This is a genomic window from Microbacterium sp. HA-8 (genome assembly GCF_046111165.1).
Classification (GTDB): domain Bacteria; phylum Actinomycetota; class Actinomycetes; order Actinomycetales; family Microbacteriaceae; genus Microbacterium.
Genome location: NZ_CP162025.1, coordinates 497,252 through 522,309, shown reverse-complemented (window position 1 = coordinate 522,309; position 25,058 = coordinate 497,252). Strand labels below are relative to the sequence as shown.

26 protein-coding genes and 1 pseudogene are annotated in these 25,058 nt (G+C 71.0%); 10 read left to right on the top strand and 17 right to left on the bottom strand.

All coding sequences use genetic code 11. The annotated features are described in order from the left end of the window. Positions 1-8 precede the first annotated feature (8 nt). On the bottom strand, positions 9-2,222 hold the full coding sequence (gene glgX, locus AB2L57_RS02535; RefSeq protein WP_409047960.1) for a glycogen debranching protein GlgX: 2,214 nt from the start codon (positions 2,220-2,222) through the stop codon (positions 9-11). 110 nt (positions 2,223-2,332) lie between these two features. Between glgX and AB2L57_RS02530 the strand changes: the two are divergent. Then, a pseudogene (locus AB2L57_RS02530) lies at positions 2,333-2,632 on the top strand (hypothetical protein); the annotation flags it as partial. Between the two features lie 136 nt (positions 2,633-2,768). Here AB2L57_RS02530 and AB2L57_RS02525 read toward each other — a convergent pair. From AB2L57_RS02525 to AB2L57_RS02470, 12 genes are all read right to left on the bottom strand, one after another. After that, a complete protein-coding gene (locus tag AB2L57_RS02525; RefSeq protein ID WP_409047959.1) occupies positions 2,769-3,089 on the bottom strand; it encodes an ATP-dependent DNA ligase in 321 nt (106 codons plus the stop codon). A 41-nt stretch (positions 3,090-3,130) separates the two neighbouring features. Next, positions 3,131-3,643 carry a glutaminase gene (locus AB2L57_RS02520; RefSeq protein WP_292812560.1) on the bottom strand — a complete coding sequence of 171 codons (513 nt, stop codon included), beginning with the start codon at positions 3,641-3,643 and terminating at the stop codon, positions 3,131-3,133. A 29-nt stretch (positions 3,644-3,672) separates the two neighbouring features. Further along, entirely contained in the window at positions 3,673-4,566 is an 894-nt protein-coding gene (locus AB2L57_RS02515) for a TerC family protein (protein ID WP_292812557.1), read from the bottom strand. A 33-nt stretch (positions 4,567-4,599) separates the two neighbouring features. Beyond that, on the bottom strand, positions 4,600-5,805 hold the full coding sequence (locus tag AB2L57_RS02510) for a cation:proton antiporter (RefSeq protein ID WP_292812555.1): 1,206 nt from the start codon (positions 5,803-5,805) through the stop codon (positions 4,600-4,602). Positions 5,806-5,830: 25 nt separating this feature from the next. After that, positions 5,831-6,946 (bottom strand): 5-methyltetrahydropteroyltriglutamate--homocysteine S-methyltransferase, encoded by a 1,116-nt coding sequence (locus tag AB2L57_RS02505; protein ID WP_292812553.1) that lies wholly within the window; start codon positions 6,944-6,946, stop codon positions 5,831-5,833. Positions 6,947-7,017: 71 nt separating this feature from the next. Next, positions 7,018-7,377 (bottom strand): DUF6804 family protein, encoded by a 360-nt coding sequence (locus AB2L57_RS02500; RefSeq protein ID WP_292812551.1) that lies wholly within the window; start codon positions 7,375-7,377, stop codon positions 7,018-7,020. Positions 7,378-7,416: 39 nt separating this feature from the next. Then, positions 7,417-8,640: a lipase family protein gene (locus tag AB2L57_RS02495; protein WP_292812548.1), complete on the bottom strand. Its 1,224-nt coding sequence runs from the start codon at positions 8,638-8,640 to the stop codon at positions 7,417-7,419. Between the two features lie 83 nt (positions 8,641-8,723). Further along, on the bottom strand, positions 8,724-9,422 hold the full coding sequence (locus tag AB2L57_RS02490; protein WP_292812546.1) for a GTP pyrophosphokinase family protein: 699 nt from the start codon (positions 9,420-9,422) through the stop codon (positions 8,724-8,726). Between the two features lie 23 nt (positions 9,423-9,445). Next, positions 9,446-10,450 (bottom strand): transposase, encoded by a 1,005-nt coding sequence (locus AB2L57_RS02485; protein ID WP_292812544.1) that lies wholly within the window; start codon positions 10,448-10,450, stop codon positions 9,446-9,448. A 4-nt stretch (positions 10,451-10,454) separates the two neighbouring features. Continuing rightward, positions 10,455-11,417 carry a cation diffusion facilitator family transporter gene (locus tag AB2L57_RS02480; protein WP_292812540.1) on the bottom strand — a complete coding sequence of 321 codons (963 nt, stop codon included), beginning with the start codon at positions 11,415-11,417 and terminating at the stop codon, positions 10,455-10,457. After that, entirely contained in the window at positions 11,414-11,920 is a 507-nt protein-coding gene (locus AB2L57_RS02475; RefSeq protein ID WP_292812537.1) for a hypothetical protein, read from the bottom strand. Before AB2L57_RS02475 ends, AB2L57_RS02480 begins: the two co-directional genes overlap by 4 nt. 10 nt (positions 11,921-11,930) lie before the next feature. Further along, entirely contained in the window at positions 11,931-12,827 is an 897-nt protein-coding gene (locus AB2L57_RS02470) for an SDR family oxidoreductase (protein ID WP_292812536.1), read from the bottom strand. Between the two features lie 218 nt (positions 12,828-13,045). Between AB2L57_RS02470 and AB2L57_RS02465 the strand changes: the two genes are divergently transcribed. From AB2L57_RS02465 to AB2L57_RS02445, 5 genes are read left to right on the top strand one after another with little or no spacing between them, the layout of a single operon-like run. Next, positions 13,046-13,606 (top strand): Dps family protein, encoded by a 561-nt coding sequence (locus tag AB2L57_RS02465; protein WP_292812534.1) that lies wholly within the window; start codon positions 13,046-13,048, stop codon positions 13,604-13,606. Further along, positions 13,603-14,751 (top strand): acyl-CoA dehydrogenase, encoded by a 1,149-nt coding sequence (locus tag AB2L57_RS02460; RefSeq protein ID WP_292812531.1) that lies wholly within the window; start codon positions 13,603-13,605, stop codon positions 14,749-14,751. Before AB2L57_RS02465 ends, AB2L57_RS02460 begins: the two co-directional genes overlap by 4 nt. Then, positions 14,748-16,187: a PIG-L family deacetylase gene (locus tag AB2L57_RS02455; protein WP_409047958.1), complete on the top strand. Its 1,440-nt coding sequence runs from the start codon at positions 14,748-14,750 to the stop codon at positions 16,185-16,187. Before AB2L57_RS02460 ends, AB2L57_RS02455 begins: the two co-directional genes overlap by 4 nt. Further along, the gene (locus AB2L57_RS02450) at positions 16,184-16,924 is read left to right on the top strand and encodes a glycosyltransferase family 2 protein (RefSeq protein WP_292812527.1); all 741 of its coding nucleotides are present in this window, start codon (positions 16,184-16,186) and stop codon (positions 16,922-16,924) included. The genes AB2L57_RS02455 and AB2L57_RS02450 overlap by 4 nt, the downstream gene beginning before the upstream one ends. Then, complete coding sequence (locus AB2L57_RS02445) at positions 16,921-17,373, top strand: CinA family protein (RefSeq protein ID WP_292812524.1); 453 nt, start codon at positions 16,921-16,923, stop codon at positions 17,371-17,373. Before AB2L57_RS02450 ends, AB2L57_RS02445 begins: the two co-directional genes overlap by 4 nt. Positions 17,374-17,628: 255 nt before the next feature. Here AB2L57_RS02445 and AB2L57_RS02440 read toward each other — a convergent pair whose 3' ends face one another. The 4 genes from AB2L57_RS02440 to AB2L57_RS02425 form a co-directional block, all read right to left on the bottom strand. Next, entirely contained in the window at positions 17,629-18,429 is an 801-nt protein-coding gene (locus AB2L57_RS02440; protein WP_292812521.1) for an SDR family NAD(P)-dependent oxidoreductase, read from the bottom strand. 47 nt (positions 18,430-18,476) lie between these two features. Further along, the gene (locus AB2L57_RS02435; protein WP_409047957.1) at positions 18,477-20,288 is read right to left on the bottom strand and encodes a glycoside hydrolase family 15 protein; all 1,812 of its coding nucleotides are present in this window, start codon (positions 20,286-20,288) and stop codon (positions 18,477-18,479) included. 677 nt (positions 20,289-20,965) lie between these two features. After that, positions 20,966-21,565, bottom strand: a complete 600-nt coding sequence (locus tag AB2L57_RS02430; protein WP_409047956.1) for a hypothetical protein — start codon at positions 21,563-21,565, stop codon at positions 20,966-20,968. 255 nt (positions 21,566-21,820) lie between these two features. Next, positions 21,821-22,300 (bottom strand): MarR family transcriptional regulator, encoded by a 480-nt coding sequence (locus AB2L57_RS02425; RefSeq protein ID WP_292812167.1) that lies wholly within the window; start codon positions 22,298-22,300, stop codon positions 21,821-21,823. A gap of 75 nt (positions 22,301-22,375) precedes the next feature. Here AB2L57_RS02425 and AB2L57_RS02420 point away from each other — a divergent pair, with 75 nt between their 5' ends. The 4 genes from AB2L57_RS02420 to AB2L57_RS02405 all read left to right on the top strand — a co-directional run bounded on the left by AB2L57_RS02420 (position 22,376) and on the right by AB2L57_RS02405 (position 25,057). Further along, positions 22,376-22,780, top strand: a complete 405-nt coding sequence (locus tag AB2L57_RS02420) for a hypothetical protein (protein WP_409047955.1) — start codon at positions 22,376-22,378, stop codon at positions 22,778-22,780. Between the two features lie 65 nt (positions 22,781-22,845). Continuing rightward, the gene (locus tag AB2L57_RS02415; protein ID WP_292812163.1) at positions 22,846-23,370 is read left to right on the top strand and encodes a MarR family winged helix-turn-helix transcriptional regulator; all 525 of its coding nucleotides are present in this window, start codon (positions 22,846-22,848) and stop codon (positions 23,368-23,370) included. Positions 23,371-23,457: 87 nt separating this feature from the next. Next, on the top strand, positions 23,458-23,745 hold the full coding sequence (locus AB2L57_RS02410) for a hypothetical protein (RefSeq protein WP_292812161.1): 288 nt from the start codon (positions 23,458-23,460) through the stop codon (positions 23,743-23,745). 49 nt (positions 23,746-23,794) lie between these two features. Further along, a complete protein-coding gene (locus AB2L57_RS02405; RefSeq protein WP_409047954.1) occupies positions 23,795-25,057 on the top strand; it encodes a D-arabinono-1,4-lactone oxidase in 1,263 nt (420 codons plus the stop codon). Position 25,058: the final 1 nt, after the last annotated feature.

The following is a 25,058-nucleotide window of genomic DNA, read 5'->3' as shown; positions in this document are numbered from 1 at the left end:
GATGCGGCTCAGCGGCCGAGTTCGGGTTTGGACGTCTCACTCGGCATGTCGTCGCTCTGGCTCGCCGCCAGCATCGCGAGAGACGCCGCGACCGAGTGATCGACCTCGGGCTCGGGGACGGTGTGCTCGCGCATGACGATGAGCGAGCGGGGCTGCAGATCGACGTGCTCTCCGGGCTCGATCGGGCGGGTGTCGGCGAGCTCTCCCGCCGTGTCGATGATCACGTCCCATTTCGGTGAGAACTCGAGATCGGGCAGGTGGAACTCGATCATCTCGTCGCCGGCGTTGAAGAGGATCACGAAGTGCTTGTCGATGATCTTCTCGCCGCGGCGGTCGCGCTCACGGATGCCGTTGCCGTTGAGGAACACCCCGACCGAGCGGCCGAAGCCCGAGTCCCAGTCCTCGGGCTGCATCTCGGTGCCGTCGGCGCGCAGCCACACGATGTCGGGCAGGTTCTGCCCCTTCGCACGCCGCACGGGGCGGCCGTCGAAGAACCGGCTGCGGCGGAAGGTCGGGTGGTCCTTGCGCAGCCGGGCGAGGGCGGCGGTGAACTCGACGAGCGGGTCGTCGGTCTCGTCCCAGTGCACCCACGTCAGCTCATTGTCCTGGGCGTAGCCGTTGTTGTTGCCCTGCTGCGTGCGCCCGAGCTCGTCGCCGTGCAGCATCATCGGCACGCCCTGCGACAGCATCAGCGTCGCGATGAAGTTGCGCTGCTGGCGCGCCCGCATCGTCAACACTTCGGGGTCGTCGGTGGGCCCTTCGACGCCGAAGTTGTACGACCGATTGTGGGACTCGCCGTCGTTGCCGTCCTCGCCGTTGGCGTCGTTGTGCTTGTCGTTGTAGCTGACGAGGTCGCGCAGCGTGAAGCCGTCGTGGGCGGTGACGAAGTTGATGGATGCCACGGGTCGGCGCCCCGAGTGCTCGTAGAGGTCGGCGGACCCGGTCAGGCGCGACGCGAACTCGCCCAGGGCCTGCGGCTCGCCGCGCCAGAAGTCGCGGACGGTGTCACGGTACTTGCCGTTCCATTCCGTCCACTGAGGCGGGAAGTTTCCCACCTGATAGCCGCCCGGGCCGATGTCCCACGGCTCGGCGATGAGCTTGACCTGGGAGACCACCGGGTCCTGCTGGACGAGCTCGAAGAACGCCGCGAGGCGGTCGACGTCGTAGAACTCGCGGGCGAGGGTGGCGGCGAGGTCGAAGCGGAACCCGTCGACGTGCATCTCGAGCACCCAGTAGCGCAGCGAGTCCATGATCAGCTGCAGCGTGTGCGGGTTGCCGACGTTGAGGCTGTTGCCGGTGCCGGTGTAATCGGTGTAGTACCGCTTGTCGTCGTCCTCGAGCCGGTAGTACGCGGCGTTGTCGATGCCGCGCATCGAGAGCGTGGGGCCGAGATGGTTGCCCTCCGCGGTGTGGTTGTAGACGACATCGAGGATGACCTCGATGCCCGCGGCGTGCAGCGAGCGCACCATCGCTTTGAACTCCTGCACCTGGTTGCCGAGATGGCCGGTCGAGGCGTACGTGTTCTGCGGGGCGAAGAAGGCGATCGTGTTGTAGCCCCAGTAGTTCGAGAGGCCCTTGTCCTGCAGCGTGGAGTCGTTGACGAACTGGTGCACCGGCATCAGCTCGATCGCGGTGACGCCGAGCTTCTTCAGGTGGTCGATCATGGCGGGGTGGCCGATGCCGCTGTACGTGCCGCGGATCTCGTCGGGGATGCCGGGGTGGAGCTTGGTGAGTCCCTTGACGTGTCCCTCGTAGATGAACGACGACGCGTACGGGGTCTTCGGCTGGCGATCCCCCGCCCAGTCGAAGAACGGGTTGATGACCACACCCATCATCTGGTGCTTGGCGGAGTCCTCTTCGTTGACCGAGTCGGGGTCGCCGAAGTTGTAGCCGAACACCGGCTGTCCCCAGTCGACCTGACCGGCGACGGCCTTGGCGTAGGGGTCGAGCAGGAGCTTGCTCGGGTTGAAGCGCTGGCCGTTCTGCGCGTCGTTGGGCCCGTGCACCCGGTAGCCGTACCGCTGGCCGGGGCCGATCTGCGGGAGGTACGCGTGCCAGACGTACGCGTCGACATCGATCAGCTCGACGCGGGTCTCCTTGCCCCGCTCGCTGAAGAGACAGAGCTCGACTCGCTCCGCCCCCTCGCTGAAGAGTGCGAAGTTGGTGCCGTTCCCATCGAACGTCGCACCGAGCGGGTAGGTGGATCCAGGCCAGGTCTGCACGGGCTCACCATAGCGCCCGCGTCCGACGCTCGTCGCCGGGGAGTGAGGCCTTGACGCTGGACATCGCGTCGCGTAGAACCCGGCGGCCCGCGAGCGCCTACAGTGGGCACGTGGGCACGATTTACTACGGCGGTTCCGACACGCCTATCCAGGTGGACGACCGCGCTCTGGCGCACCTGAAAGTGGTCATCGCGACCAAGCTGCGCCGCGGCGAGAGCTTCACCCTGACGTGGCGCCACCCGGAGGATCAGCCCCGGGGACGCAGCACGATCTGGCTGCATCCGTCGATTCCGCTGCGCTTCGTCTTCGACGATCCCGAGCCGGCCTCGCTCAGTCGCGAGTGGATGGAGGAGCTGGCCCAGTCGGCCAACTCGTCGGGCGGCATCATGCTCGTCGCCGAGCACTTCGACGTCGAACCCTCCGAGGAGGACGACAACGTCGTCGCGATCGACCGGGTCGAGGTCGATTCGGCCACGGTGGGATCCATCGCGGTCGTCGACTCCGATGCCTCGAGCCTCGATCGACAGCCCCAGAACGCCGACTGAGTCACTCCGCGGGCGCTGCGGACTCCTCGGGCGGCTCGGGCACCACGAACAGCCCGTTCGGGCTCGAGGCCGAGGTCATCAGCGCATCGATCCACGCGCGATTGAGTCGAGGCTCACGGCTGCCGTGGAACGCGAACTGCAGGGGCACCGACGGGTGCACCCAGAAGCTGCGGCGCGAGATGCCCTCGCTGTCCATGTCGATCGTGAACATGAACGACTCACTGCGGCGCAGCTTGTTCATGATGACGATGCGCAGGTGGGCGAGCGTGCGGTCCTCGATGTCGACCGAGTTGTTGATCGTGTCGTAGATGAAGCGGCCCATGGGCCGAGCATAACCCGCGGGCGCGCGGCTGCAAGGCTGCGTCAGGAGGCGCCCGCGGGCGGGTGGCGCAGCAGTTCGATCCGCTCCTCGACATAGCCCTCGAGCGCGACGAATCCGCCCCGTGGGCTCCAGCGCACGCTCGGCACCCCGTCGACGACCGCGAGGGGTGTGGATGCCGCCGGCGCGCCCATCGCGTCCAGGTCGATCACCTGCCAGCCGACGTGTACGGCTTCGCCCGCGGCGAAGCCGCCTCGCAGAGCCGCGAAACCCCGCTCCGCGCGCTCGCGCGAGGACTGCGCGGTGAACCCGCGCCGTCCCGGATCGCGGGCCGTCACCACCTCGCCGACGGCGTAGACCTCGTCCTCGCCGAGCAGCAGCACGCCCAGGCGCCACGCCTGGGCTCGCGGCACGATCCGCGGCCCCCGCGCGGCGGCGAAGAAACGGGGCGTGACGAGTTCGCCCAGCCGCTCCCGCGGTGCCCCCGCGAGCGCGCCCCGCGCGGAGTCGAAGATGCGCGCGGCCGCCACGCGCGCTGAGGCCCCGTGATCCGTCATCGTGTCCTCGTCGCGCGCGGCTCGTGGGCTCAGCCCAGGCCGTGCCGGGTCTCGTGCGAGTGATCGGCGCCCTCGACGGGCTTGCGTGACAGGCCTACCGACCCGGCGTCAGGCCCCTTGGACAGTGCCGCCGAGACGGCGACCTGCTCATCGATGTCGGTGTAGCGCGGCCGCAGCCGCACGGCCTCGCTGCGCGCCTTCTCACGCTTGGCCTTGCGCGCCGCATAGGTGAGGTTCAGCGTCTCGACGAGGATCGCGAACACCATCGGGCCGTAGATGAAGGCCTTGTCGATGTGGAAGCCGAAGCCTTCGGCGATCAGGAAGACGCCGATCAGCAGCAGGAACGACAGCGCCAGCATCTTGACCGTGGGGTGCTTGTTGACGAACTCGAAGATGAAGCGCGCCGCGAACAGCATGATGCCGAACGAGAGCACGACGACCGTGATGATGACGACGAGGTTCTCGGTCATGCCGACCGCGGTGATCACCGAGTCGAGGGAGAACACGAGGTCGAGCACGAGGATCTGCGCGATGACCGATCCGAAGGTCACGGCCTTGCGCCCGCCGCCGTGCTCCTCCTCGGAGCCCTCGAGCTTGTGGTGGATCTCGGTGACGGCCTTGTAGACGAGGAAGAGCCCACCCGCGATGAGGATGAAGTCCTTCCACGAGAAGCCCATGCCGGCGATCTCGATGATGTCGTCCTTGAGGGTGATGATCCACCCGGCGAAGAGCACGAGCAGCACGCGCATGAGCATCGCGAGCGTGAGGCCGAGGTTGCGGGCCTTGGCCTGCTGCTCCTTGGGCAGCTTCGACGCGAGGATCGAGATGAAGATGACGTTGTCGACACCGAGCACGACCTCCAGCACGAAGAGCGTGAGGAAGACGGCGATCAGATCCGGCGTGAAGGCGAAGGAGAAGTCCACCGCCTCAGGGTAGCCGCGGATGGATACTCACGCTCACACCGCGTCGTCGTCGGCGGGTTCACGGGCCAGGTCCCGTTCCCGGACGCCCCGCAGCGACATCCCGACGAGCGGGAAAAGCAGGACCGACAGCATCCCGGCCCCCACCAGCGCGGCACCGAGTCCCTCGCGCAGGATGCCCGCATCGACGCCGATGGCCGTGACGGCGACGATGATCGGAAGCCCCGTCGCGCCGAGGAACACCATCGCGCCGCGTTCGCGCCCGGACGCTCCCGCGGGGATCGAGAGCAGCGCCGGCAGACCCCGCACCACGAGCAGCAGCACCAGGAAGACCGGCACGAGCAGCGCGTCACGCGGGTCCTCGACGAGGGCCTGGAGATCGAACGTGACGCCCGTGTAGACGAAGAACATCGGCACGAAGACCCCGAACGCGAGACCCTCGACCTTCGATTCGACCTGGGCGCGGTCGGGTTCGGGAGCGTTGCGCATGATCAGCTGCCAGACCACCCCCGCCACGAAGGCACCGAGGAGCATGTCGAGATCGAGCACGAGGCTGAGCGCGACGAGCGCCGCGAGGATCAGGATGATCACCCTGACCGCGAACTGCCCCGAGGTGTGCAGCGTCGAGGTGACGATCTCGTGCAGGCGCCCGTTCGGCACTCGCACGGCCGCGAACACCGCCAGGCCCGCGACGGCGACGAAGAGGGCCAGAACGATGCTCGCCAGCCCGATGTCGCGCCCGCCGAGAAAGAGGGAGATCGCCACGAGGGGCCCGAACTCCCCCGCCGCGCCGACCGCCATCACGGCGCGCCCGAACGGGGTGGGCAGCATCCGCGCGTCACGCAGGATCGGCAGCAGCGCGCCGAGCGCCGTCGAGCTGAGGGCGATGCCGACGACGACGGCGGCCTCGCCGGGTGCGATCAGGAGCCCCGCGGCGATGCCCGCCGCGAGGCTCACGATCCACCCCGTCGCGGCACGCCGCCCCGAGCGGCCGCGCACGACGGCGAAGTCGATCTCGTTGCCGGCGACGAAGAACAGCAGCGCGAGGCCGAAGTCGGCCAGACGCTCGCTGATCAGTCCCGGCTGCACCCAGCCGAGCAGGCTCGGTCCGATCACGATGCCCAGGCACAGCTCGAACACCACGATCGGCACGCGCACCCAGCGCACGAGGGCGCGCGCGATCAGCGGCGCCGCCACCGCCACGAGCGCGATGACGACGAAGTCGATCTCGCTCAGCTCCATCGGTCCGGGCTCACCAGCGGCGCGATCAGCGCCAGACGTCGTCGGCGATCGCGACGACCTCGCGGATCTTCGCCCACTGCTCGTCCTCCGTGAGCACGTTGCCCTCCTCGGTCGAGGCGAACCCGCACTGCGGGCTCAGCGCGAGCTGCCCGAGCGGGGCGTACTGCGCGGCTTCGTCGATGCGCCGGATGACGGCATCCACGTCTTCGAGTTCGCCGCTCTTGGAGGTGATCAGGCCCAGCACGACGGTCTGGTCGCCCTCGGGAAGGAAGCGCAGCGGCTCGAAGCCGCCCGCACGATCGCTGTCGTACTCGAGGAAGAAGCCGTCGTACGCGACCCGGCCGAGCAGCTGCTCGGCGACGGGCTCGTACCCGCCCGAGGAGATCCACGTGGAGCGGAAGTTGCCCCGGCAGACGTGCGTCGTGATCGTGAGGTCGTCGGGCTTGCCCTCGAGGATGCGGTTCAGCAGGTCGGCGTAGCGCTCGCCGAGTCCATCGGTGCGGATGCCGCGGTCGCGGGCCTTGGCGAGCTCGTCGTCGCTGCACAGGTACGCCCATGCGGTGTCGTCGAACTGGAGGTAACGGCAGCCTGCGGCGTAGAAGGCGTCGATCGCGGCGCGGTACGCGCCGACGAGATCGTCGATGTAGTCATCGCGTCCCGAGTAGGTGTGCGGGTCGATGTGGTCGGGCTCGAGCCGGAAGTCGAGCACCGTGGGCGACGGGATCGTGAACTTGGGCAGCACGCCCGTGGTGCGCCCGACGATCTGCGCGAGCGAGCGGTAGTGCTCGAGCATCGGGTGGGTGTCGCTGAACCCGATCGCCCCGCTCAGGTGCAGGCCTCGGGGCTTGGTCTGCACCCCCTGGAACTGGATGCCGTGGTCGAGCTCGACGACCTCGACGCCATCGAGCATGCCGAAGAAGTCGAAATGCCACCAGGAGCGGCGGAACTCGCCGTCGGTCGCCAGCCGGAGGCCGTTGTCGGCCTCCTTCTGCACGAGGTCGCCGATGAGCTCGTCCTCGAGCTCGCGGACGGCGGCGTCGTCGATGACGCCGGCGGCCCGGTCGGCGCGGGCCTTCTTGAGTGCTTCGGGACGCAGGAACGAGCCGACGATGTCGGCGCGGAAGGGAGGATTCAGGCTCACCGCTTCACCATAGCTTTCCGGGTGTTTCGCCGTCTCGCGCCCGTCGGCACCTCCGCGCGCACCGCCTGCGATCAGCGTCGCTTCTTCGGCGACGACTCCGAGGGCAGCGGCACCCGGATGAGGGCGCCCGCGGCGGCGAACAGGCCCGCCGCGGCGATGTGGGCGACGATCCACCACGGGCCGTCGAAGGGCACCGGGAACAGCGGGTTCCAGGCCATGGCGACGACGAAGAACACGATCGTCCACCACCATTGGCCCGCCTGTACGGCGAACCACGCCACGATCAGCGCGAGGATCGCGACGATGAATCGGATCAGCAGGTACCAGTCCGCTCCGATCAGCGGGATGCCGGAGAGCAGGGCCGCGGCCGCGAGGATCCCGGGCAGGAACGCGGGGCGTGTGGTCTCGGGGACGGCGGCGGGTTTCGGCATCCCCCCATCCTCCCGCACTCCCGGCTGCGAGAGTGAGCGTCAGCGCGGTCCGTGGATGTCGAGCCACTGCGCGAGGGCCGGCAGGGACAGGTAGGCGATCGTGGCGTGCGTGGCCATCGGAATGCGCTCGAGGGTGACATCGATGCCCAGAGAAGCCTCGTGCTGCGCGAACGCCTCGGTGTCGCTCGGATGGATCAGGGTGTCGGCGAGGCCCTGGGCGATGAACAGGGGCGCATCGAAACCGACGGACCCGGCCGAGTTCTCGGCGAGCAGATCGCTCCAGGGCTGCGTCGTCGTCGGATCGCTCACGACGAAGTCGCCGATGAGCGGCTCGGTGATCTCGTGCAGCTGAGCCGTGTGGGTGAGCAGGCACAGCTCCTGCACCTCGGGCACCGCGGCGAGCGCGGCGGGGGTCAGGATGTCCTCGAGCCGGGCACCCTCGACGCTCTCGCCGTAGACCGCCGCGAAGGCCGGGAAAGCGTAGGAGCCGATCGTCACTCCGGAGATGTCGCCGATGTCGGCATCGAGCAGCGCGGTGAGATCCGCGGCGGGGGCCGCGACCGCGACCGCGGCGATCGAGAGCTCGGGGGCGTAGTCCGCCGCACGCTCGGCGGCGAAGAGCACCGCCTGACCGCCCTGGGAGTGCCCCCACAGCACCACGTCCGACCCCGCGCGCGAACCGGGGATCGCCTGCGCCGCCCGCACCGCATCGAGCACGTTGTTGCCCTCCGTGGCACCGATCAGGTATGAGTCGGGCCCCTCGACCCCCATCCCCGCATAGTCGGTGGCCACGACGACATATCCGCGGTCGAGCATGAGGCGCAGGCCCTCGATGTCGAGGAACGGATCGGCGCCGAGCGAGGGCGCGCAGTCTCGCGCGACGCCCGTCGTGGGGTGCCCCCACGCGAGCACCGGCCGCCCCTCCGTCGGGGCGGGCCCGAGCGGGGTGACGACGATCGCCGACACGACGACATCCTCGCCGTCGAGGTCGGTGGAGTGATAGAGCACGCGCCACCCGCGCGAGTCGAAGGGGACGCCGATGAGCTCCTCGACGCGCAGGATCTCGCCCGGCGACCCCGAGGGCACCGGATCGGGCAGCGCGTAGAACGCGGCGAGGCCGGGACGTTCGAGGGCATCGCCGATGGCTCGGGCCTCGAGCACCAGGATGCCGCCGCCCAGCAGCGCCAGGAGGGCCGCCGTCCCCGTCGCGAGCCCCCGTCGGATGCTGCGCCACACATGATGCCCCGCCGCGCGTCGGCTCATCGCTCCCCCTCGCGGTCACCGTGTCCCATCGCGGGGCGACGCGGGATGCGGGGTGCGGGGGCGGGGGTGCGGGGTCTGCAGCCCTAGACGGCGAGGGGCCGCCGTGGGGCGGCATCCGCGGGCGCGGTGTCGCCGTGGACTTCGCGGTGCAGTCGTTCCATCCGCGTGTCGAGCTCGGCGGCGCTGTCGGCGGCGTCCTTGAGCGATGCGAGCAGGCCCTCGGGCACCTGCCGGTCGAACTTGTAGTAGATCTTGTGCTCGAGGCTGGCCCAGAAATCCATCGCGATCGTGCGGAACTGCACCTCGACGGGCACGTCCACCCGGCCGGTCGAGAGGAACACGGGGACCTCGACGATCGCGTGCAGACTCTTGTAGCCGTTGGCCTTGGGATGCGCGATGTAGTCCTTCACGGTGCGCACCGTGATGTCATCCTGCGCGGTGAGCAGATCGAACAGGCGGTACGCGTCGGCGACGAAGCTCACGGTCACCCGGATGCCGGCGACGTCGGTGATCTGCTCGCGGATCACCGAGAAGTCGGGATCGATGCCCTTGCGCGCGACCTTCTCGGCGAGACTGTCGGGCGTCTTCACGCGGCTCGAGACGTGCTCGATCGGGTTGTAGTCGTGCATGTGCTGGAACTCGTCCCGCAGGATCGCGATCTTGGTCTCGACCTCCTGGAGCCCGAATCGGTATTCCAGCAGGAAGCGCTGGAACTCGTCGCGCAGAGCCCGCATCTCGTCGAGGGTCGCGGAGAAGGAGGACTCATCGAACGAGATCGTCATGCCCGCCACGGTAGGTCGCGCGCCTACGAGGTCACTGGGAGCGTGGATGCCGCCTCCCGGCGCTGCGCGGCGAGTCGTTCGACCTCGGCCACCGCGTCGGCGGCGGCCGCGCGCGCCCGATCGAGGTCGCGCTCCACACCCTCGACCCGTTCGAGCAGGCGTTCGGCGTGCTCCTGGGCGTGCCGCAGGCGGGAATCGATGCGCGCGAGCTCGCGTTCGGCATCCCTTCGTGCACGCTCCGCCTCTCGCGCCGCCTTCTCCGCGGCGCGCGCGGCACGCTCGGCCTCGCGCCGGCCGCGCCGCTCGGCGAGCTCATCGCCCCCGGCCCCGCCCCCCGCCCCCGCTGGGCCCTCGCCCCCAGCCCCGGCGCCGGCCCCGGCCCCGCCCCCAGCCCCGGCGCCGGCCCCGGCCCCCGCTGGGCCCGCGCCCCCATCCCCGCCCCCCGCCGGCGTTGGGGCGTTGAAATCACGTTGGGGCGCGCTGCAGCGCGCCCCAACGTCGCCCTGACGCCCCAACGCGGGGAGATCGAGGCCGCCGCCGACCGCGCCGTCGAGGTCGACCGGGTCGAGGCCCGAGGCCTCAAGAGCGCGGACGAGTCGGCCCGAGCTCACCGCGGCCGCGGCCGCGGCATCCCGCATCGCCGCGTTGAGGGTGCGCTCGACGGCGGCGGCGACGGCGGCGCTCACGGTGACGCCCCGCGCCTCGGCCAGCTCCGCGGCGTCACGGGCGAGGGCGGCGACGAGCGCGCGACGCTCCCGACCCAGTCGCGACAGCGCGGCGGCGTCGAGGTCGTCCTGCGCCTCGCGCAGCCGGTCGGCGAGGTCCAGTGCCTCGGACAGCCGCGCTCCGCTCTCGCGCGCCAGTGCGTTCACCACCCAGGCGGCCGTCGAGGGCTTGCGCAGCGCGCGGATCTCGCCCGCCCGCCCGCGCCCCGCGTCCGCCGCCGCCGCCGTTCGCGCCGCGGTGAACTCCCCCGGCAGGAGCCCGTAGAGCCGTGCGGCCACCGCCTCGAGGGAGTCATCGCTCATGGCGTCATTCTCGCGCGGCCTCGTCGGGCAGTCGCGGCACGACGATGATGACGACATCCTGCACGCGCCAGTCCAACTCGACCACGCCGCGTCGAGCGCGCTCGATCCGCGCCACCGATACGCGCGCCCAGCGCGGAACGACGAAGACCTCGACGTGGAAGACATGGCCCATGTCGCGCATCCGCAGCGCGGACTCGCGCACCCACGGCAGGGTGTTCACCGCGCGGAGGATCTCACCGATGAGGGGTTCGGGCTCGCCTTCGTCGTAGGTGCGGGCGCGCTGATCCATCAGGTCGACGACCGCCGATCGCGAGTTCTTGATGCCGTCCCACACGATGCCGATCGAGATGAACAGCGCCGCGACGCCGTCGAGCCACCACCAGCCGATGCCGATCCCCAGCACTCCGACGATCGAGGCGGCATTCGTCGTCCAGTCCGCCTTGGCCATGTCGGCGTCGGCGAAGAGCACCTTGTTGTGCAGCACGGGCGCGATACGCGCCTTGGCGGGGCCGTAGAAGAGCGGGCCGACGACGATGAGAGCCATCACTCCCACCATGAACCAACCCAGCCACACGGTGACCCCGAAGACCTGCACCGTGCCGATCGTGGGATGCTCAGCCCGCACGAGTCCCAGAATCGACTCGACCGCGAGGCTCCCGCCGATCGCGAAGAGCGCGACCCCCGCCACGAGATGCCCGACGCCCATGGCGCGGTGCAGACCGTACGGGAAGGCCCGCGTCGGCCGGCGCCGGATCAGCAGAAGGGCGACCAGGAACGAGATCTGCGGGACGAGCGAGAGCATGTCCTCGATCCAGGCCGTCTTCATCGCCTGCGAATTGCCCACGACGAGGGCGATGAGGGCGATCGTCACCGTCGTGTAGGCGATCGTGAACCACTCCAGGCGCACGGCCTTGCGCAGCGCCTGGCGCTGCTCGGCCGGCAGGTCGGTGCGGCCCAGGGTCTTCACGAGCCGAGCTCCCCGTCGAGGTGCCGCTCGAGCGCAGAGAGCAACGCGTTCTCGCCGAGAGGAACGAGCATCACGATCGCACGCCCCGAGGCTCCCGGGATCTGGGGGTACCCGCGGGTCGCACCGACACGATCGGTCCACGGAGTCGCATCAGTCATCCCGCCCACGGCCAGGTCGATCCGTCCCGCCTCGAGATCGGCGACGAGGTCCTCTTCGCTCCCTGTGAACCACTCGAGGTCCGCGTCGATGCCGCTCGCGAACGAGCCGACGAGGTCGGCAAGGGGCCCCGACATCCGCCCGTCGTCCTCGGCGATCAGTCCCGCACTCGGGGAGGCTCCCACCCGCAGGAGGCCGCCCGAGACGCGGTCGAGCGTGCCGTCGGGATCGGCGGGGATGGTGAGGCCGCACGCGGCGAGGGCGAACGCGAGCATCCCCGCGAGAAGAGCGGCGAGGACCCGGCGTGCACGCCGCGCACCCGCCCGCCCCGCCCGCACCCCGGCCATCGTGGGCCGCCTACAGCGGCTTGCCGCCGGTGACCGGCAGCACCGCGCCCGAGACGTAGGAGGCGGCCTCCGAGGCGAGGTAGACGTAGGCGCCGGCGAGCTCGGCGGGCTGCCCGGCGCGGCCGAGCGGGGCGTCCTGCCCGAAGGTCGCGAGGCGCTCGGCGTCCCACCCCGTCGCCGGGATCAGGGGTGTCCAGATCGGCCCCGGCGCCACGGCGTTCACGCGGACGCCCTTCTCGCCGAGTTCCTCGGCCAGCGCCTTGACGAACGCGACCTGCGCCGCCTTGGTCATGGCGTAGTCGATCAGCCCCGGCGAAGGCGAGAACGCCTGCACCGACGAGGTCACGATGATCGACGCCCCCGCGCGCAGCCTCGGCACGGCGGCTCGGGCGGTGAACAGCAGTCCGTACAGGTTCGTGCGGAACACCCGGTCGAACTCGTCGGTGGGCAGGCTCTCGAAGCTCTCGCGGTCCTTCTGGTAGGCGGCGTTGAGCACGACGATGTCGAGTCCGCCGAGACGGTCGATCGTGTCGTCGACGATCGACGTCGCGAACACCTCCTCGCGCACATCGCCCGCGAACGCCGCCCCCCGCACTCCCGCGGCCTCGATCAGAGAGACGGTGGATGCCGCATCCTCGGCCTCTTCGGGCATGTGGGCGATCGCGACGTCGGCGCCTTCGCGCGCGAAGGCGATCGCGACGGCCCGTCCGATGCCGGAGTCGCCTCCCGTGATCAGGGCGCGGCGTCCCGCGAGACGTCCGTGCCCCGTGTACGACGCCTCGCCGTGATCGGGCATCGGATCGGTCGCGCGGGTGAGCCCGGGCTGCTCCTGCTCCTGCGGCGGAAAGCCGTCGCTGCGGTGCTTGTCGGTGGGGTCGTGGGTGGCGGCGTTGTCGTCGTTCGACATGGGGTCTCCTTGCGAGGTCATCGGTCATCGACGTTACGAGCCGCGGTCCCGGTTCCCGAGGCACTTGACAGCCACCCCGCACCGGGCGTAGAACGCTGCCGTCCTACCACCCCGCGGCGTGACTGACAATCCCCGGGAGCGAGAATCTGTGCGGTCATACCGTGGAGCCGACCACGATGCGGCGCCCGCTCCGGCGCGCCGCGGAAGGAGATCAAGACATGGCCACCACCACGAAGACCCCCACCAACGGCGCATCCACCAAGGGCCGGCGTCGCCCGAGCCGCGGCGCCGCGCTGACCACGGAGCAGAACGCCGAAAGCGGCTTCCGCGCGTCGAAAGAGCTCAGCGACAACATGCAGAGGGTGCTCGTCGACCTCATCGAGCTGTCGCTGCAGGGCAAGCAGGCGCACTGGAACGTCGTCGGGGCGAACTTCCGCGACATGCATCTGCAGCTGGACGAGATCATCGAGGCGGCCCGCACCTACAGCGATCAGGTCGCCGAGCGCATGCGCGCGCTGCATGCGCTCCCGGACGGCCGCTCCGACACCGTCGCCGAGACGACGACGCTGCCCGAGTTCCCGCACGGCGAGGTCTCCACCGCCGAGACGATCGATCTGGTCACCGAGCGCCTGGATGCCGTCATCTCGACGGTGCGCGAGGTGCACGACCCCATCGACGACGAGGACCCGACGACCGCCGACATCCTGCACGGGGTGCTCGAGGGGCTCGAGCAGTTCTCGTGGATGGTGAGCGCCGAGAAGCGCACACCCGCACGGTGACGACCGTGTCCATGCCCCCGGCGGAGGCGCCCGCGGGCGCGCCGCCGGGGGTCTCACCCGTCGTCCTCGATGCCGGCGGCGAGCACCCGCTCGCCGCCGCGTTCGCCCACGAGCTCGAGACCCTGATCTGGTTCGGCGAGCACGTCGACGCCACGATCGACCTCGCCGTCGAACTCGGGCGCCGCGCCCCCGCGCCCGCCGCGGGACGCACCGCCGACCTGTGGTCGACCCTCGCCACCGCGTCCCGGGCCGATGTCGCCGGCGCCCGCGTCATCGAGCCGCACCTGGACGCCCTCGCGATCCTCAGCGAGGCTCGCGCGCACGGGGTCGACGTCGACGCGGCGCTGCACACGATGGGCGCCGGACGGGATTCGTCGTGGGGCGTCTTCGCCGCGGAGGGCCCGGGAACCCGCCTCGAGGCATCGCCCGCGCCGGAGGGTGGGTGGATGCTGTCGGGAACCAAGCCGTGGTGCTCGCTCGCCGCGCGGCTCACCCACGCGCTCGTGACCGCGTGGGTCTCGCCCGGCGATCGGGCACTGTTCGCGGTGCCGCTGCGGCACGCGGGCGTGCACGCCCAGCGCGCGCCCTGGTTCTCGCGGGGGCTCGCCCAGATCGTCAGCGCGCCGGTCGACTTCGACGAGGTCCCGGCCGCACCGATCGGCGAGCCGGGCTGGTACCTCGAGCGTCCCGGATTCGCGTGGGGCGGCATCGGGGTCGCCGCGGCATGGTGGGGCGGGGCCCTGCCCCTGCGCGACGCATTGGCGGCGGCCGCTGCTGATGATCGGGCCGATCAGTTCGCCGCGATCGCGCTCGGCGACGCCGACGCGCGCCTCTGGGCCGCGCAGTCCGCCCTGGCCCGCGCGGCGGCGATGATCGACGCCGCGGCGGACCATTCGCCGCTCACCCGGACGCAGGGGCGCATCCTCGTCGAACGGACGCGGGCGGTCGTCGCCGACGCCGTCGAGCGCGTGCTGGATCTCACCGACCGCGCACTCGGCCCCCGTCCCCTCACGACGAACGAGGCGCACGCCCGCCGCGTGGCAGATCTCCGCGTCTACCTCCGGCAGCACCACGGCGAGCGGGATCTCGCCCGGCTCGGCATGGCACTGGCCGCCGCCCCCGACGGGGTCGGAACACGCGCGTGACGATCACCTTCGACCATCGCGATGCCGGAACGTCGGAGGACCGCTGGCGCAGCATCCGACCCTGGCGCGATGCGGCCCCGCTCGACACCGACATCGACGCCCTCGTCGTGCTCGCCGCCCACCCCGACGACGAGACGCTGGGCGCGGCGGGGTTCATCGCGCTCGCGGCGGCGCGGGGCATTCCCGTGACCGTCATCGTCGCCACGGACGGCGACGCCTCGCACCCGGCCTCGCCCACCTTTCCGGCACGCGCGCTCGCCCGTGCCCGCCGGCTCGAGGTCGCCGCCGCCCTCGACATGCTCGCCCCGGGCGCCGCGCTGATCTTTCTCGGGGTGGCCGACGGCGCCCTGCGCGAGAGACGCTCGCGCCTGTCGACGCTGCTCGCCGGGATACTGGGGGCCGTCGCCGCCGATCACGACCCCGCCCGCGTGCTCGTCGCCGCAACCTGGCGGGGAGACGGCCACCGGGACCATCGCGTGCTCGGCGAGGTCGCCGCCGAGGTGGCTCGCGATCGGGGCGCGAGGTTTGTGGAATACCCGATCTGGATGTGGCACTGGGGCGACCCGGACGAGCCCGAGGCGATCGCCGCCGACCGCTGGCTGACACTGCCCCTGGACCCGCATACGACCGCGCTGAAACGGCGCGCACTCTCGGTGCACACCACGCAGATCCGGCCGCTCTCTCCGGCCCCGGGGGACGAGGCCGTGCTGCATCCGGGCATGCGCGCGCATTTCGAGCGTGACGTCGAGGTCTTCGTCGGTCCCCCGACGGAGGGCGGCGCCTCCGGGTCGCTGCGCGCGGCCGTCGCCGAACCCGCCGGCGGCGACCGCGAGAGCACCCCGGCCGCGCACTTCGACGACTTCTACGCCCGCCACGACGACCCGTGGGGATTCGAGACGCGCTGGTACGAGCAGCGTAAGCGCGACCTGCTGATCGCGGCTCTGCCCCGACCCCGCGCGGTTCGTGCCCTCGAGATCGGCTGTGCCACCGGCATCCTGACCGCGCGCCTGGCCGAGCGCTGCGACGCCCTCGTCGCCGTCGATGTCGCCGACGAGGCCGTACGACGTGCCCGGAAGCGGCTCGGCGAGCGCGCCCATGTGGATGTGCGGCGCGCAGCCCTGCCGGCGCAGTGGCCGACCGGCTCGTTCGATCTGATCGTGCTGTCCGAGGTCGGCTACTACTGGAGCCCGCGCGACCGGCGCACCGCCCTGGAGCGCATCGACCGCTCGCTCACCCGTGACGGCGTGCTGGTGACCTGTCACTGGCGGCACCCGGTCGCGGAGTACCCGGCGACCGGCGACGAGGTGCACCAGGACATCCTCGAGGCCGGATTCGTGAGCACACTCGCGCGACACGAAGAGGAGGACTTCGTGCTGGAGGTGCTCGTCCGCGAGGGGACCGGCTCGGTCGCGCGCGAGAGCGGGGTCATCGCGTGAGATCCGACCGCGTCGAGGCGATCGCCGTGATCGTGCCCGCCCACGACGAGGAACAGCTGCTCGACAACGCGCTCGTCTCGATCCGTGCCGCCGTCGACGCCGTCGCCGGCGCGGGGCTGTGCGCGTCGATCCACCTCGTGCTGGACGCCTGCACCGACAGATCGGCGGCTCTCGCGCGGGCGCACGCCGCCGATGATCTCGAGGTGCTGGTGGTCGAGGCGCGCTGCGTGGGCGCCGCGCGCGCGGCCGGGGTGGCAGCCGCCCTCGCACGCCACGCCGGTACACCGCTCGCCTCCCTGTGGACGGCGCACACCGACGCCGACTCGGTCGTGCCCGCGCACTGGCTTGCTCACCAGCTCGACCTCGCCCGCGCCGGCGCCGACATCGTCGTGGGCACCGTGCGCCCCGACTTCCGCGACCTCACCCCCGAGCAGGTCGCCGCCTGGGGCGCGACCCACACCCCGGGCGTCGCCAACGGGCACGTGCACGGCGCCAATCTCGGGATGCGCGCGTCGATCCTCACGGCCGCGGGTGGGTTCGAACCCGTCTGCGAGCACGAGGATGTCTCGCTCGTCGAGCGCGCGATCGCCGTGGGCGGGCGGGTGACGGCATCCGATCTCGCGTGGGTGCGCACGAGCGGACGGCCCGTCGGGCGCACCGCCGGCGGGTATGCCGGGTACCTGCGCGAGCAGCTGATCCCCCTCGCGCGGGCCGCGGGCGAGAGGATGGGCGCATGATCGACATGGATCGGATCGGCGCGCGGGCACGGGATGCCGGCATCCGTGTCGCCGTCGCGGAGTCGCTCACCTGCGGACTGCTCGCCTCGCGCATCGGACGCGCGGAGCGTGCAGGCGAATGGTTCGCCGGCGGCGTGGTGGCCTACCAGACGCGGACGAAACAGAGGGTGCTCGGTGTCGCCGAGGGGCTGGATCCCGTGTCGGCCGCGTGTGCCGAGCAGCTCGCCGCGGGCATGCATCGCCTGCTCGACGTCGACCTCGCGATCGCCGTGACCGGTGTCGGCGGACCCGACCCGCAGGACGGACACGACCCCGGCACCGTCTACGTCGGCTGGTGCGATGCCTCGGGCCCGGGCAGCCGGCTCGTGATGCTCGCGGGGCCGCCCGAGCAGGTGCTCGAGGGCGCGATCGCCGCGGCGCTGACGGAGCTCGACCGGCTCGTGCGCTGACGCGCGCTGCGCTCCGCCCCCGTGACCTACCCGCGTTGGGGCGTCAGCGCGACGTTGGGGCGTCGGCGCGACGTTGCCTACCGGCGTTGGGGCGTCGGCGCGACGTTGCCTACCGGCGTTGGGGCGTCGGCGCGACGTTGCCTACCGGCGTTGGGGCGTCGGCGCGACGTTGGGGCGTGCTGCAGCGCGCCCCAACGTCGTTTCAACGCCCCAACGTCGCGGAACGCCCCGCGCACAGCGACGCCGCACGGCGGGTCAGATCGTGGCGACCGAGCCGGCATCGACGCGATAGTTCGACCCGTTGACGAACGACGCCCGATCCGAGCACAGGAACGCGATGACGCTCGCGACCTCCTCAGGTTCGCCGCGACGGCCGAGCTCCATGTAGGGCCGCTCCTCCGCGAGGAACGACTCGATCGCCTGCTTCGGCGACACGCCCAGCTCCGCGCCGCGCTTCTGCATCATCGCGTCGGTCATGGGCGTATGGATGAACGCCGGCGACACGGCGTTCACCAGCAGCCCCTCCGACGCGTACGACCGCGAGAGCCCTTTCGCGAGGGCCAGGATGCCGGCCTTCGCCGCGCAGTACGGAAGCTCGTCGTCGTAGGGCTGCACGGCGTCCTCCGACGCGAGCAGCACGAGACGCCCCCACCCGCCCCTGCGCAGCGACGGCAGGAACTCACGGACTAGCCGCACCGGACCGATGAGGTCGGTCTCGATCGTCTTCGTCCAGCCCTCGTCACTGATCTCGTGAAACAGCCCCTGCGCGCCCGTGACCCCCGCCGACTGGACGAGGATGTCGATGTCGCCGACAGCATCCGTCACCTGCTCGTGCAGCTCCGCGAGCGAGTCGAGGCTCGTGATGTCGGCGGCGAACGCGTGCAGACGCCCCTTCGGCGCCTTCAGCTGCGCAGCTGCGTCGTCGAGGGCGTCCTGGTCCCGGTCGCTCACGACGACCGTCGCGCCCTCCTCCAACAGCAGCCGCGCGGTGTGCCATCCGATACCCGAATCGGCGCCCGTCACGAGGGCGATGCGTCCGTCGATGCCGAGGTCCATGTGTCTACTCCTTCGTCCTGCGGGAAACGGATCGGCGCGGGGCCGGTTCAGTGCCCACGGGTCTCCGCCGCGTCCGTGAGGTCGCGGATCGTCAGCGCCGCATTGATCAAGGCCAGGTGACTCAGCGCCTGCGGCAGATTGCCCCAGAAGGCCCCGTCCTCCTCGGCGATCATCTCGGCCAGCAACCCCACGTCGTTGGGAAGCTGCACAAGCTCGTCCATGAGCGCGATCGCCTCGGCGTGCCGACCCACGCAGACGAGGGCCGTGGCCCTCCAGTAGGCGCAGGCGACGAAGGTGTGCTCCTCGCGGCGCGCGCCCGAGTAGCGATAGACGAGCGAGCCGGCAGCCAGCTCGGCGGTGATCGCATCGATGGTCGACGACATCCGCTCGCCCCGGTCGAATCCGCTCGGTGCGTGCAGCAGCACCGATGCGTCGAGCCGCGACGACCCCGGGGATATCACGTACGCGCCGATCTCCTCCGACCAGCAGTTCTGCTCGATCCACTCGCGGATGCGGTCGCGCTCCACACGCCAGCGGTCGGCGCTGCCGGCGACCTGCCCCGCCTCGGCCAGATGAACGGCATCGTTCAGCGCCTGCCAGCATCCCATCTTCGACGAGGTGTAGTGCTCCTCGTCGGGTAGCTCCCACATGCCCGCGTCGGGGCTGCGCCACAGATCGCAGGTGCGGTCGGCGATGCCGGCGAGCATGCGGCCCGTCTCGACGTCGAGCACGTTGCCGGCGTCGACGTACGTGCGACAGATCGCGAAGAGGTCGCCGTAGACCCCGAGTTGCAACTGTCCCTGTGCCGGATTTCCACTGACGACCGGGCCGATGCCGCGCCATCCCGGCCCCTCGTGCTCGAGCACCCCGTGCGGAAGATCGCCGTCGAGCGCGTAGAAGATGTGCAGATCGGGACCGTGCGCGCGGATCGTGCGCAGCAGCCACGAGATCGCCGCGTGCGTCTCCTCCCGCAGGCCGAACAGCACGAGAGCGTGCGCTGTGTACGCCAGGTCGCGCACCCAGGCGAACCGGTAGTCCCAGTTCTTGCCCCCGCGCGGGCTCTCGGGCAGCGACGTCGTCGCGGCGGCGGCGATCGCGCCGGTGGGGCTGTAGATCAGCAGCTTCAGCGCCAGCGCGCTGCGCTGCACCTGCGCCGCCCACGGCCCCTCGTACGAGAACTCGCGCGACCAGTGCCGCCAGTTCTCGATGGTGCGATCGATGCCGCGATCGACGTTGCCCGGATCCGGCAGGTGCAGCGGCTCGTCGTGCGTCGCCACGACGATGAGCAGATGACGGCTGGATGCTGTCGCCGTGAACCCGCCCGACAGCTCGGGCCCCGACGGCCCATCAGGGGTGGGCTCGTGCGGTCCGTGCTCGCAGCCCACGACCGCGATCGTGGCCTCGCCCGAGCGGATGATCGCGCCCTCGGCGCTCTGCTCGATCCAGGGCGATGCCGTGCCGAGCACCGTGCCGGGACGCACACGCCACGCGAAGCCGACTTCGCCCTCGACGCCATCGACGCGTCGGGCGAGCTCGGCCCAGGGCAGTCGTCCGGCGACTCCGGTCACGAGCGCGTCCGTGACCGTCGCGCGGCCCGTCGGGGTGGTGAAGGTCGTCTGCAGCACGTTCGTGTTCGCGACGTACCTGCGCGTCACGGAGAACTCGCCGATCGGGTAGAGCTCGATGCATCCGCCGGACTCATCATCGATGAGCCGGGCGAACACCGGCCCCGCGGCGAGGTCGGGGATCGGCATCCAGTCGATCTGCCCGCGGGTGCCGATCAGGGCGACCGTGCGTCCGTCCCCGATCGCGGCGTAGGAGCGCAGATCCTCGCCGGCGGGCTCCTGCTGATCTCGCATCGTGTCCACGCTAGGCCTACCGGCGGCTCGTCGCGCGGGGGTTGCGCCGCGGCCCCCGATGGGCAAGGGGCGCGCGCCTGGGTTCGGTGCGCTGGGTTTGTCGCGTTGGGGCGTCGAGCTCACGTTGGGGCGTGGAGCAGCGCGCCCCAACGCAGCGTCGACGCCCCAGCATCCCGCCGCTCCCGCTCGCCCCTGGCTCCGCTGTCGCAAACTGCGGGTCAACGCGCCACACACCCGCACATCGCGACAGGCGAGCGCGGCACCCCGCACCCCCGGCCTGGCTCCGCTGTCGCAAACTGCGGGTCAACGCGCCACACACCCGCACATCGCGACAGGCGAGCGCGGCACGCGCCAGGCGAGCGCCGCGGGATCGGCGTGGATCCCCGCGGCGGCTCTCACCCGGAGGCTCCGCTGCGCGCTCGCAGCGAGCGCACGAAGACGGCGTGGATGCTGGATCCCGAACGTGTCCGGAGAGCACCGGTTGTGCAGCGTCCAGCCTCGCGCGTTGCGGCTCCGCGAGGTGCCCCTCGGTCACCCCCCGCCTGGGGCACCCGCGGCCTTGGGGCGTCGAAACTCCGTTGGGGCGCGGAGCAGCACGCCCCAACGTCGCTACGACGCCCCAACGACGCGGCGCGAGGTGCAGCGAGCGCGACGCGCGACGGCAACCGCAAACGGGCTCAGGTGACGGCAGAGACCGCCCGCGCGATGACCAGCACCGACAGGATGTACGCCGACAGCGCCTCGAGCGCCATGAAGGCCTTGGCCCGGCGGGTCAAGGGCAGGGCGTCGGCCGGCGAGAACGCGATGCCCGCCGTGATCGAGACGTAGAGGTAGTCGAAGAACCTCGGCCGCCACGCCTCGAGCGGGCGAGTGACCTCCTGCGGAAACTGGAAGTCGGAGCGCACCGGCGGCAGTCCGCTCGCCCGGGCGACCGGGCCGCCCGAATCGAGTTCCCAGTAGAGCAGCCCGAACGCGATCGCGTTCGTCGACCAGAGCTGCAGCGCCGCGATCAGGACGCTCACACCCTCGGTCTCGGGCGCCGTGAGCAGCTCGTGCACCAGCCTGACCAGCAGCACCTGGTTAAACGCGAGCAGCACGAGCGCGAGTGCCACCGACAGCCATCGCGACCAGTTCGTCTGCCGCGTGAGATGGCGGGGGTTCAGCACCACGAGGGGAACGATGAGCAGGCCGCACGCGATCACGGCGGCAAAGCGGAACGACGCGAAGAAGTAGCCGGGCAGCAGCAGCCACAGCACCATCGCCGCGACGACGGCCACGATCGGGGGGCCAGCGATGCTCGGGCGGACCGGCGTCGACCGCGTCGCGCGCGCGATGGCCGAGCCGGGTCATGTGCTCAGTGTGTCAGCGCCCCCGCCGACACGACCTCACGACACGACACGACACGACACGACACGACACGACACGACACGACACGACACGACACGACACGACACGACACGACACCGCACCGCACCGCACCGCACCGCACGACACCGCGCCGCACCGCACCGCACGACGAGGGATGCTGCCGCTCAGTGCCCGTCGCGACGCACGGCGTCCGTGATCTGCTCGAGGGCGCGCAGCACCACGCGACGGTCGCGGACGGGCAGCGCGGCGATCGCCCGCCGTTCGGCCGCGTCGCGGGTCATCGCGATGCGGCGCTCTTGCGATCCTTCGGCGAGCGCGGCCCGCACAATGACGCTGCGACGATCCGTCGGATTGCGCTCGCGGCGCACCAGCCCGACGGTCTCGAGCCGATCGACGAGGGCCGTCGTGGCCGCGGTGGACACGCCCAGCGCGAGCGCGATCTCTCCGGGCGTGAGGGAGACGCCGCGGCGGTCGGCCTCGACGAGGAACCGCACCACGGCGAAGTCGTTGCGTCCCACTCCCAGCTTCTCCCGCGCCCGCCGGTCGCTCTCGAGTCCCGCGTCGCGATTGTCGCCCAGCGCGCGCAGGAGGTCGTCGATGAGCTCATCGTCGTCGGCGAGCTCTGTCGCCTCGCTGTCGTCCATGGCTCGCCTCGGATTCCCGTGTCGGTTACCTCATCAAACTAGATTCTTGACAGATGAGCAAGGCGTGCTAGGAATATGACACAGGCTTTGGAAGGAGCTGCCGTGGGAATGCTGATGTACGCCGACACCGCCGGAATCCAGGTCGAGGACCGACTTCTCGAACACATCCGACTCGCCGTGGGTCAGCGCCTGCGCCGGGGCGAGTCGTTCATGCTCAACCTCACGACCGACGACAACGGCAACTCCCTGCGCCGCAATCTGTGGATCTCGCCCTCCATCCCGCTGCAGTTCGTCGCCTTCGGCAGCCGCACCCCGCAGATCAACCGCACCTGGGTGCAGGCGATGGGCGATACCGAGGATTCGACGGGCACCATGACCGTCATGACCGAGGCCGAGTCGATCGAGTACTTCGAGCACAAGCACACCCGTCTGATGAGCGATCTGCACGGCTCCCGCCGCGCTGAGCTCATCGCCAGCTGAGCCGCGGGTGGGCGGCAGGCATGCGACCGCGCCCACCCCTCGAACGCTGATTTAGGATCTTCCCTGTGACGACCGGATCCCCTGCCACGAGCTCGTACTGGTACGGCGACGACGCCGACGCGCGCCGACGCCGCGCGGTCGAGGTGCTCGAGGCCTTTCGCCTCTACCGCGCGGCCGAGGTCGCGATGCGTCGCCGCACGCGCGAATCCATGGCCATGGGAGAGAACGACCTGCTGGTGCTGCGCTACCTGCTCAAGGCCCAGCGCGAGCAGCGCTCCGTGTCCCCCGGCGAGCTCACCCGCTACCTGGGCGTCTCGACCGCGTCGATGACCGCCATCATCGACCGTCTCGAGAAGTCCGGTCACGTCAGCCGTGCCGCGCACCCGACCGATCGGCGCAGCATCCACGTCATCGCCACCGTCGACTCCGACTCCGAGGTGCGGGCGACTCTCGGCGCGATGCACAGCCGCATGTTCGACGCCGTGATCGATATGAGCCCCGAAGAGAGCGCGACGGTCATCGCCTGCCTCACGCGCCTGCAGGACGCCGTCGACCAGGTGCAGCCGCACGCGCAGCCCGCGGCGCGCTGACCTGTGCCACGACAGGTGAGCAACTAGCCGTCCTACGCACCTGCCCAAAGCGCCCACTCACCCGTCACCCCCTGGGAGAGTGGGGGTATGACGATCGAATCGACCGCGGGCTCTCTCGGCGACGTCACCCCCGAAGACACCGCGAACAGCGACCCCGAGGCGTTCTGCGTCGACGGGCAGACGGTGCTCGCCTACAGTCGACTCGTCTCCCAGGTGGCCATCGCGTGTCCCGACCGCACGGTGTCCGAGATCGAGGCCGTCGCGCTGCGCGAGGCCGAGGCGTTCCTCGGCGGCCGGCACATCGTGCTTCCCCTCGAGCTGCGCGACGCGGTTATCGAGGTTCTGCGGCAGAGCGCGGGCGACGCGGCATACTGACCACTCGAGCGCACGCGCACCGACCCTGCCGAGACGACGAGGAGGCCCCGTGCCGAAAGATCTGGACACCGGCACCCCCGCGGGCCTGAACTGGGCCGGAAACCTCGCCTACTCCGCCGCGCGGATCGAGCAGCCGACGTCGATCGACGAGATCGCGCATGTGGCGCGCACCGCCGGCCACGTCAAGGTCCTCGGCAGCCGGCACTCCTTCAACGACGTCGCCGACACCGACGGCGTCGCGCTCTCGCTCGAGACGATGCCAGGCGATCTCGTCATCGACCCGGACGCCCACATCGCCCGCGTGCCGGCCGGATGGCGGTACGGCCGCCTCGCCCGGGCACTCGACGAACGGGGCTGGGCTCTGTCGGCGCTGGCCTCGCTCCCCCACATCTCCGTCGCCGGTGCGGTCGCGACCGGCACGCACGGCTCGGGCGATGCCGTCGGCTCGCTCGCGACCGCCGTCGCGGGCCTCGAGCTGATCGATTCCGCGGGAGCCCTACGCCGGCTGGGCCGCGGCGACACCGGATTCGAGGGCGCCGTCGTCTCGCTCGGGATGCTGGGCGTCATCGTCCGCGTCGAGCTCGACATCATGCCGGCCTACGAGATGACCCAGACCGTGTACGACGCGCCGCGATGGGACGCGGTGCTCGCGGATTTCGACGCCGTCACCGGTGCGGGCGACTCGGTCAGTCTGTTCACCAGCTGGCGCAACCCGCAGACTTTCGATCAGGCCTGGGTGAAGACCCGCGGCGCCGCGCCCCTCGAACTGGCCGGCGCGCGGCGCGCGAGCGGGCCCCGGCATCCGATCCCCGGCGCCGATCCGGCGCCCGCCACGGCGCAGGGCGGCGAGAGCGGCCGGTGGTTCGAGCGGCTGCCGCACTTCCGACTCGAGTTCACGCCCTCCGCGGGGGACGAGCTGCAGAGCGAGTATCTCGTTCCCCGTGGCCGCGCCCTCGAGGCGCTCGAGCGGCTGCGATCGCTTGCCGGGCAGATCGCGCCGCTCGCGATGATCACGGAGGTGCGCACCATCGCGGCCGACACCCTCTGGCTCAGCGGGGCCTACGGCCGCGACACGGTGGGGATCCACTTCACGTGGCAGCCGCGCGAGGCCGAGGTGCGCGCGCTGCTGCCGCGGATCGAGGACGAGCTTCTGCCGCTGGGCGCCCGCCCGCACTGGGGCAAGCTCTTCACCGTCGACGCCGAGTGGATGCCGCGCCTGTATCCGCGCTGGGACGACTTCCGCGAGCTCACCCGGGCCCTCGATCCGCGCGGCGCGTTCCGCAACGCCTACTCCGAACGCATGGGACTCTGAC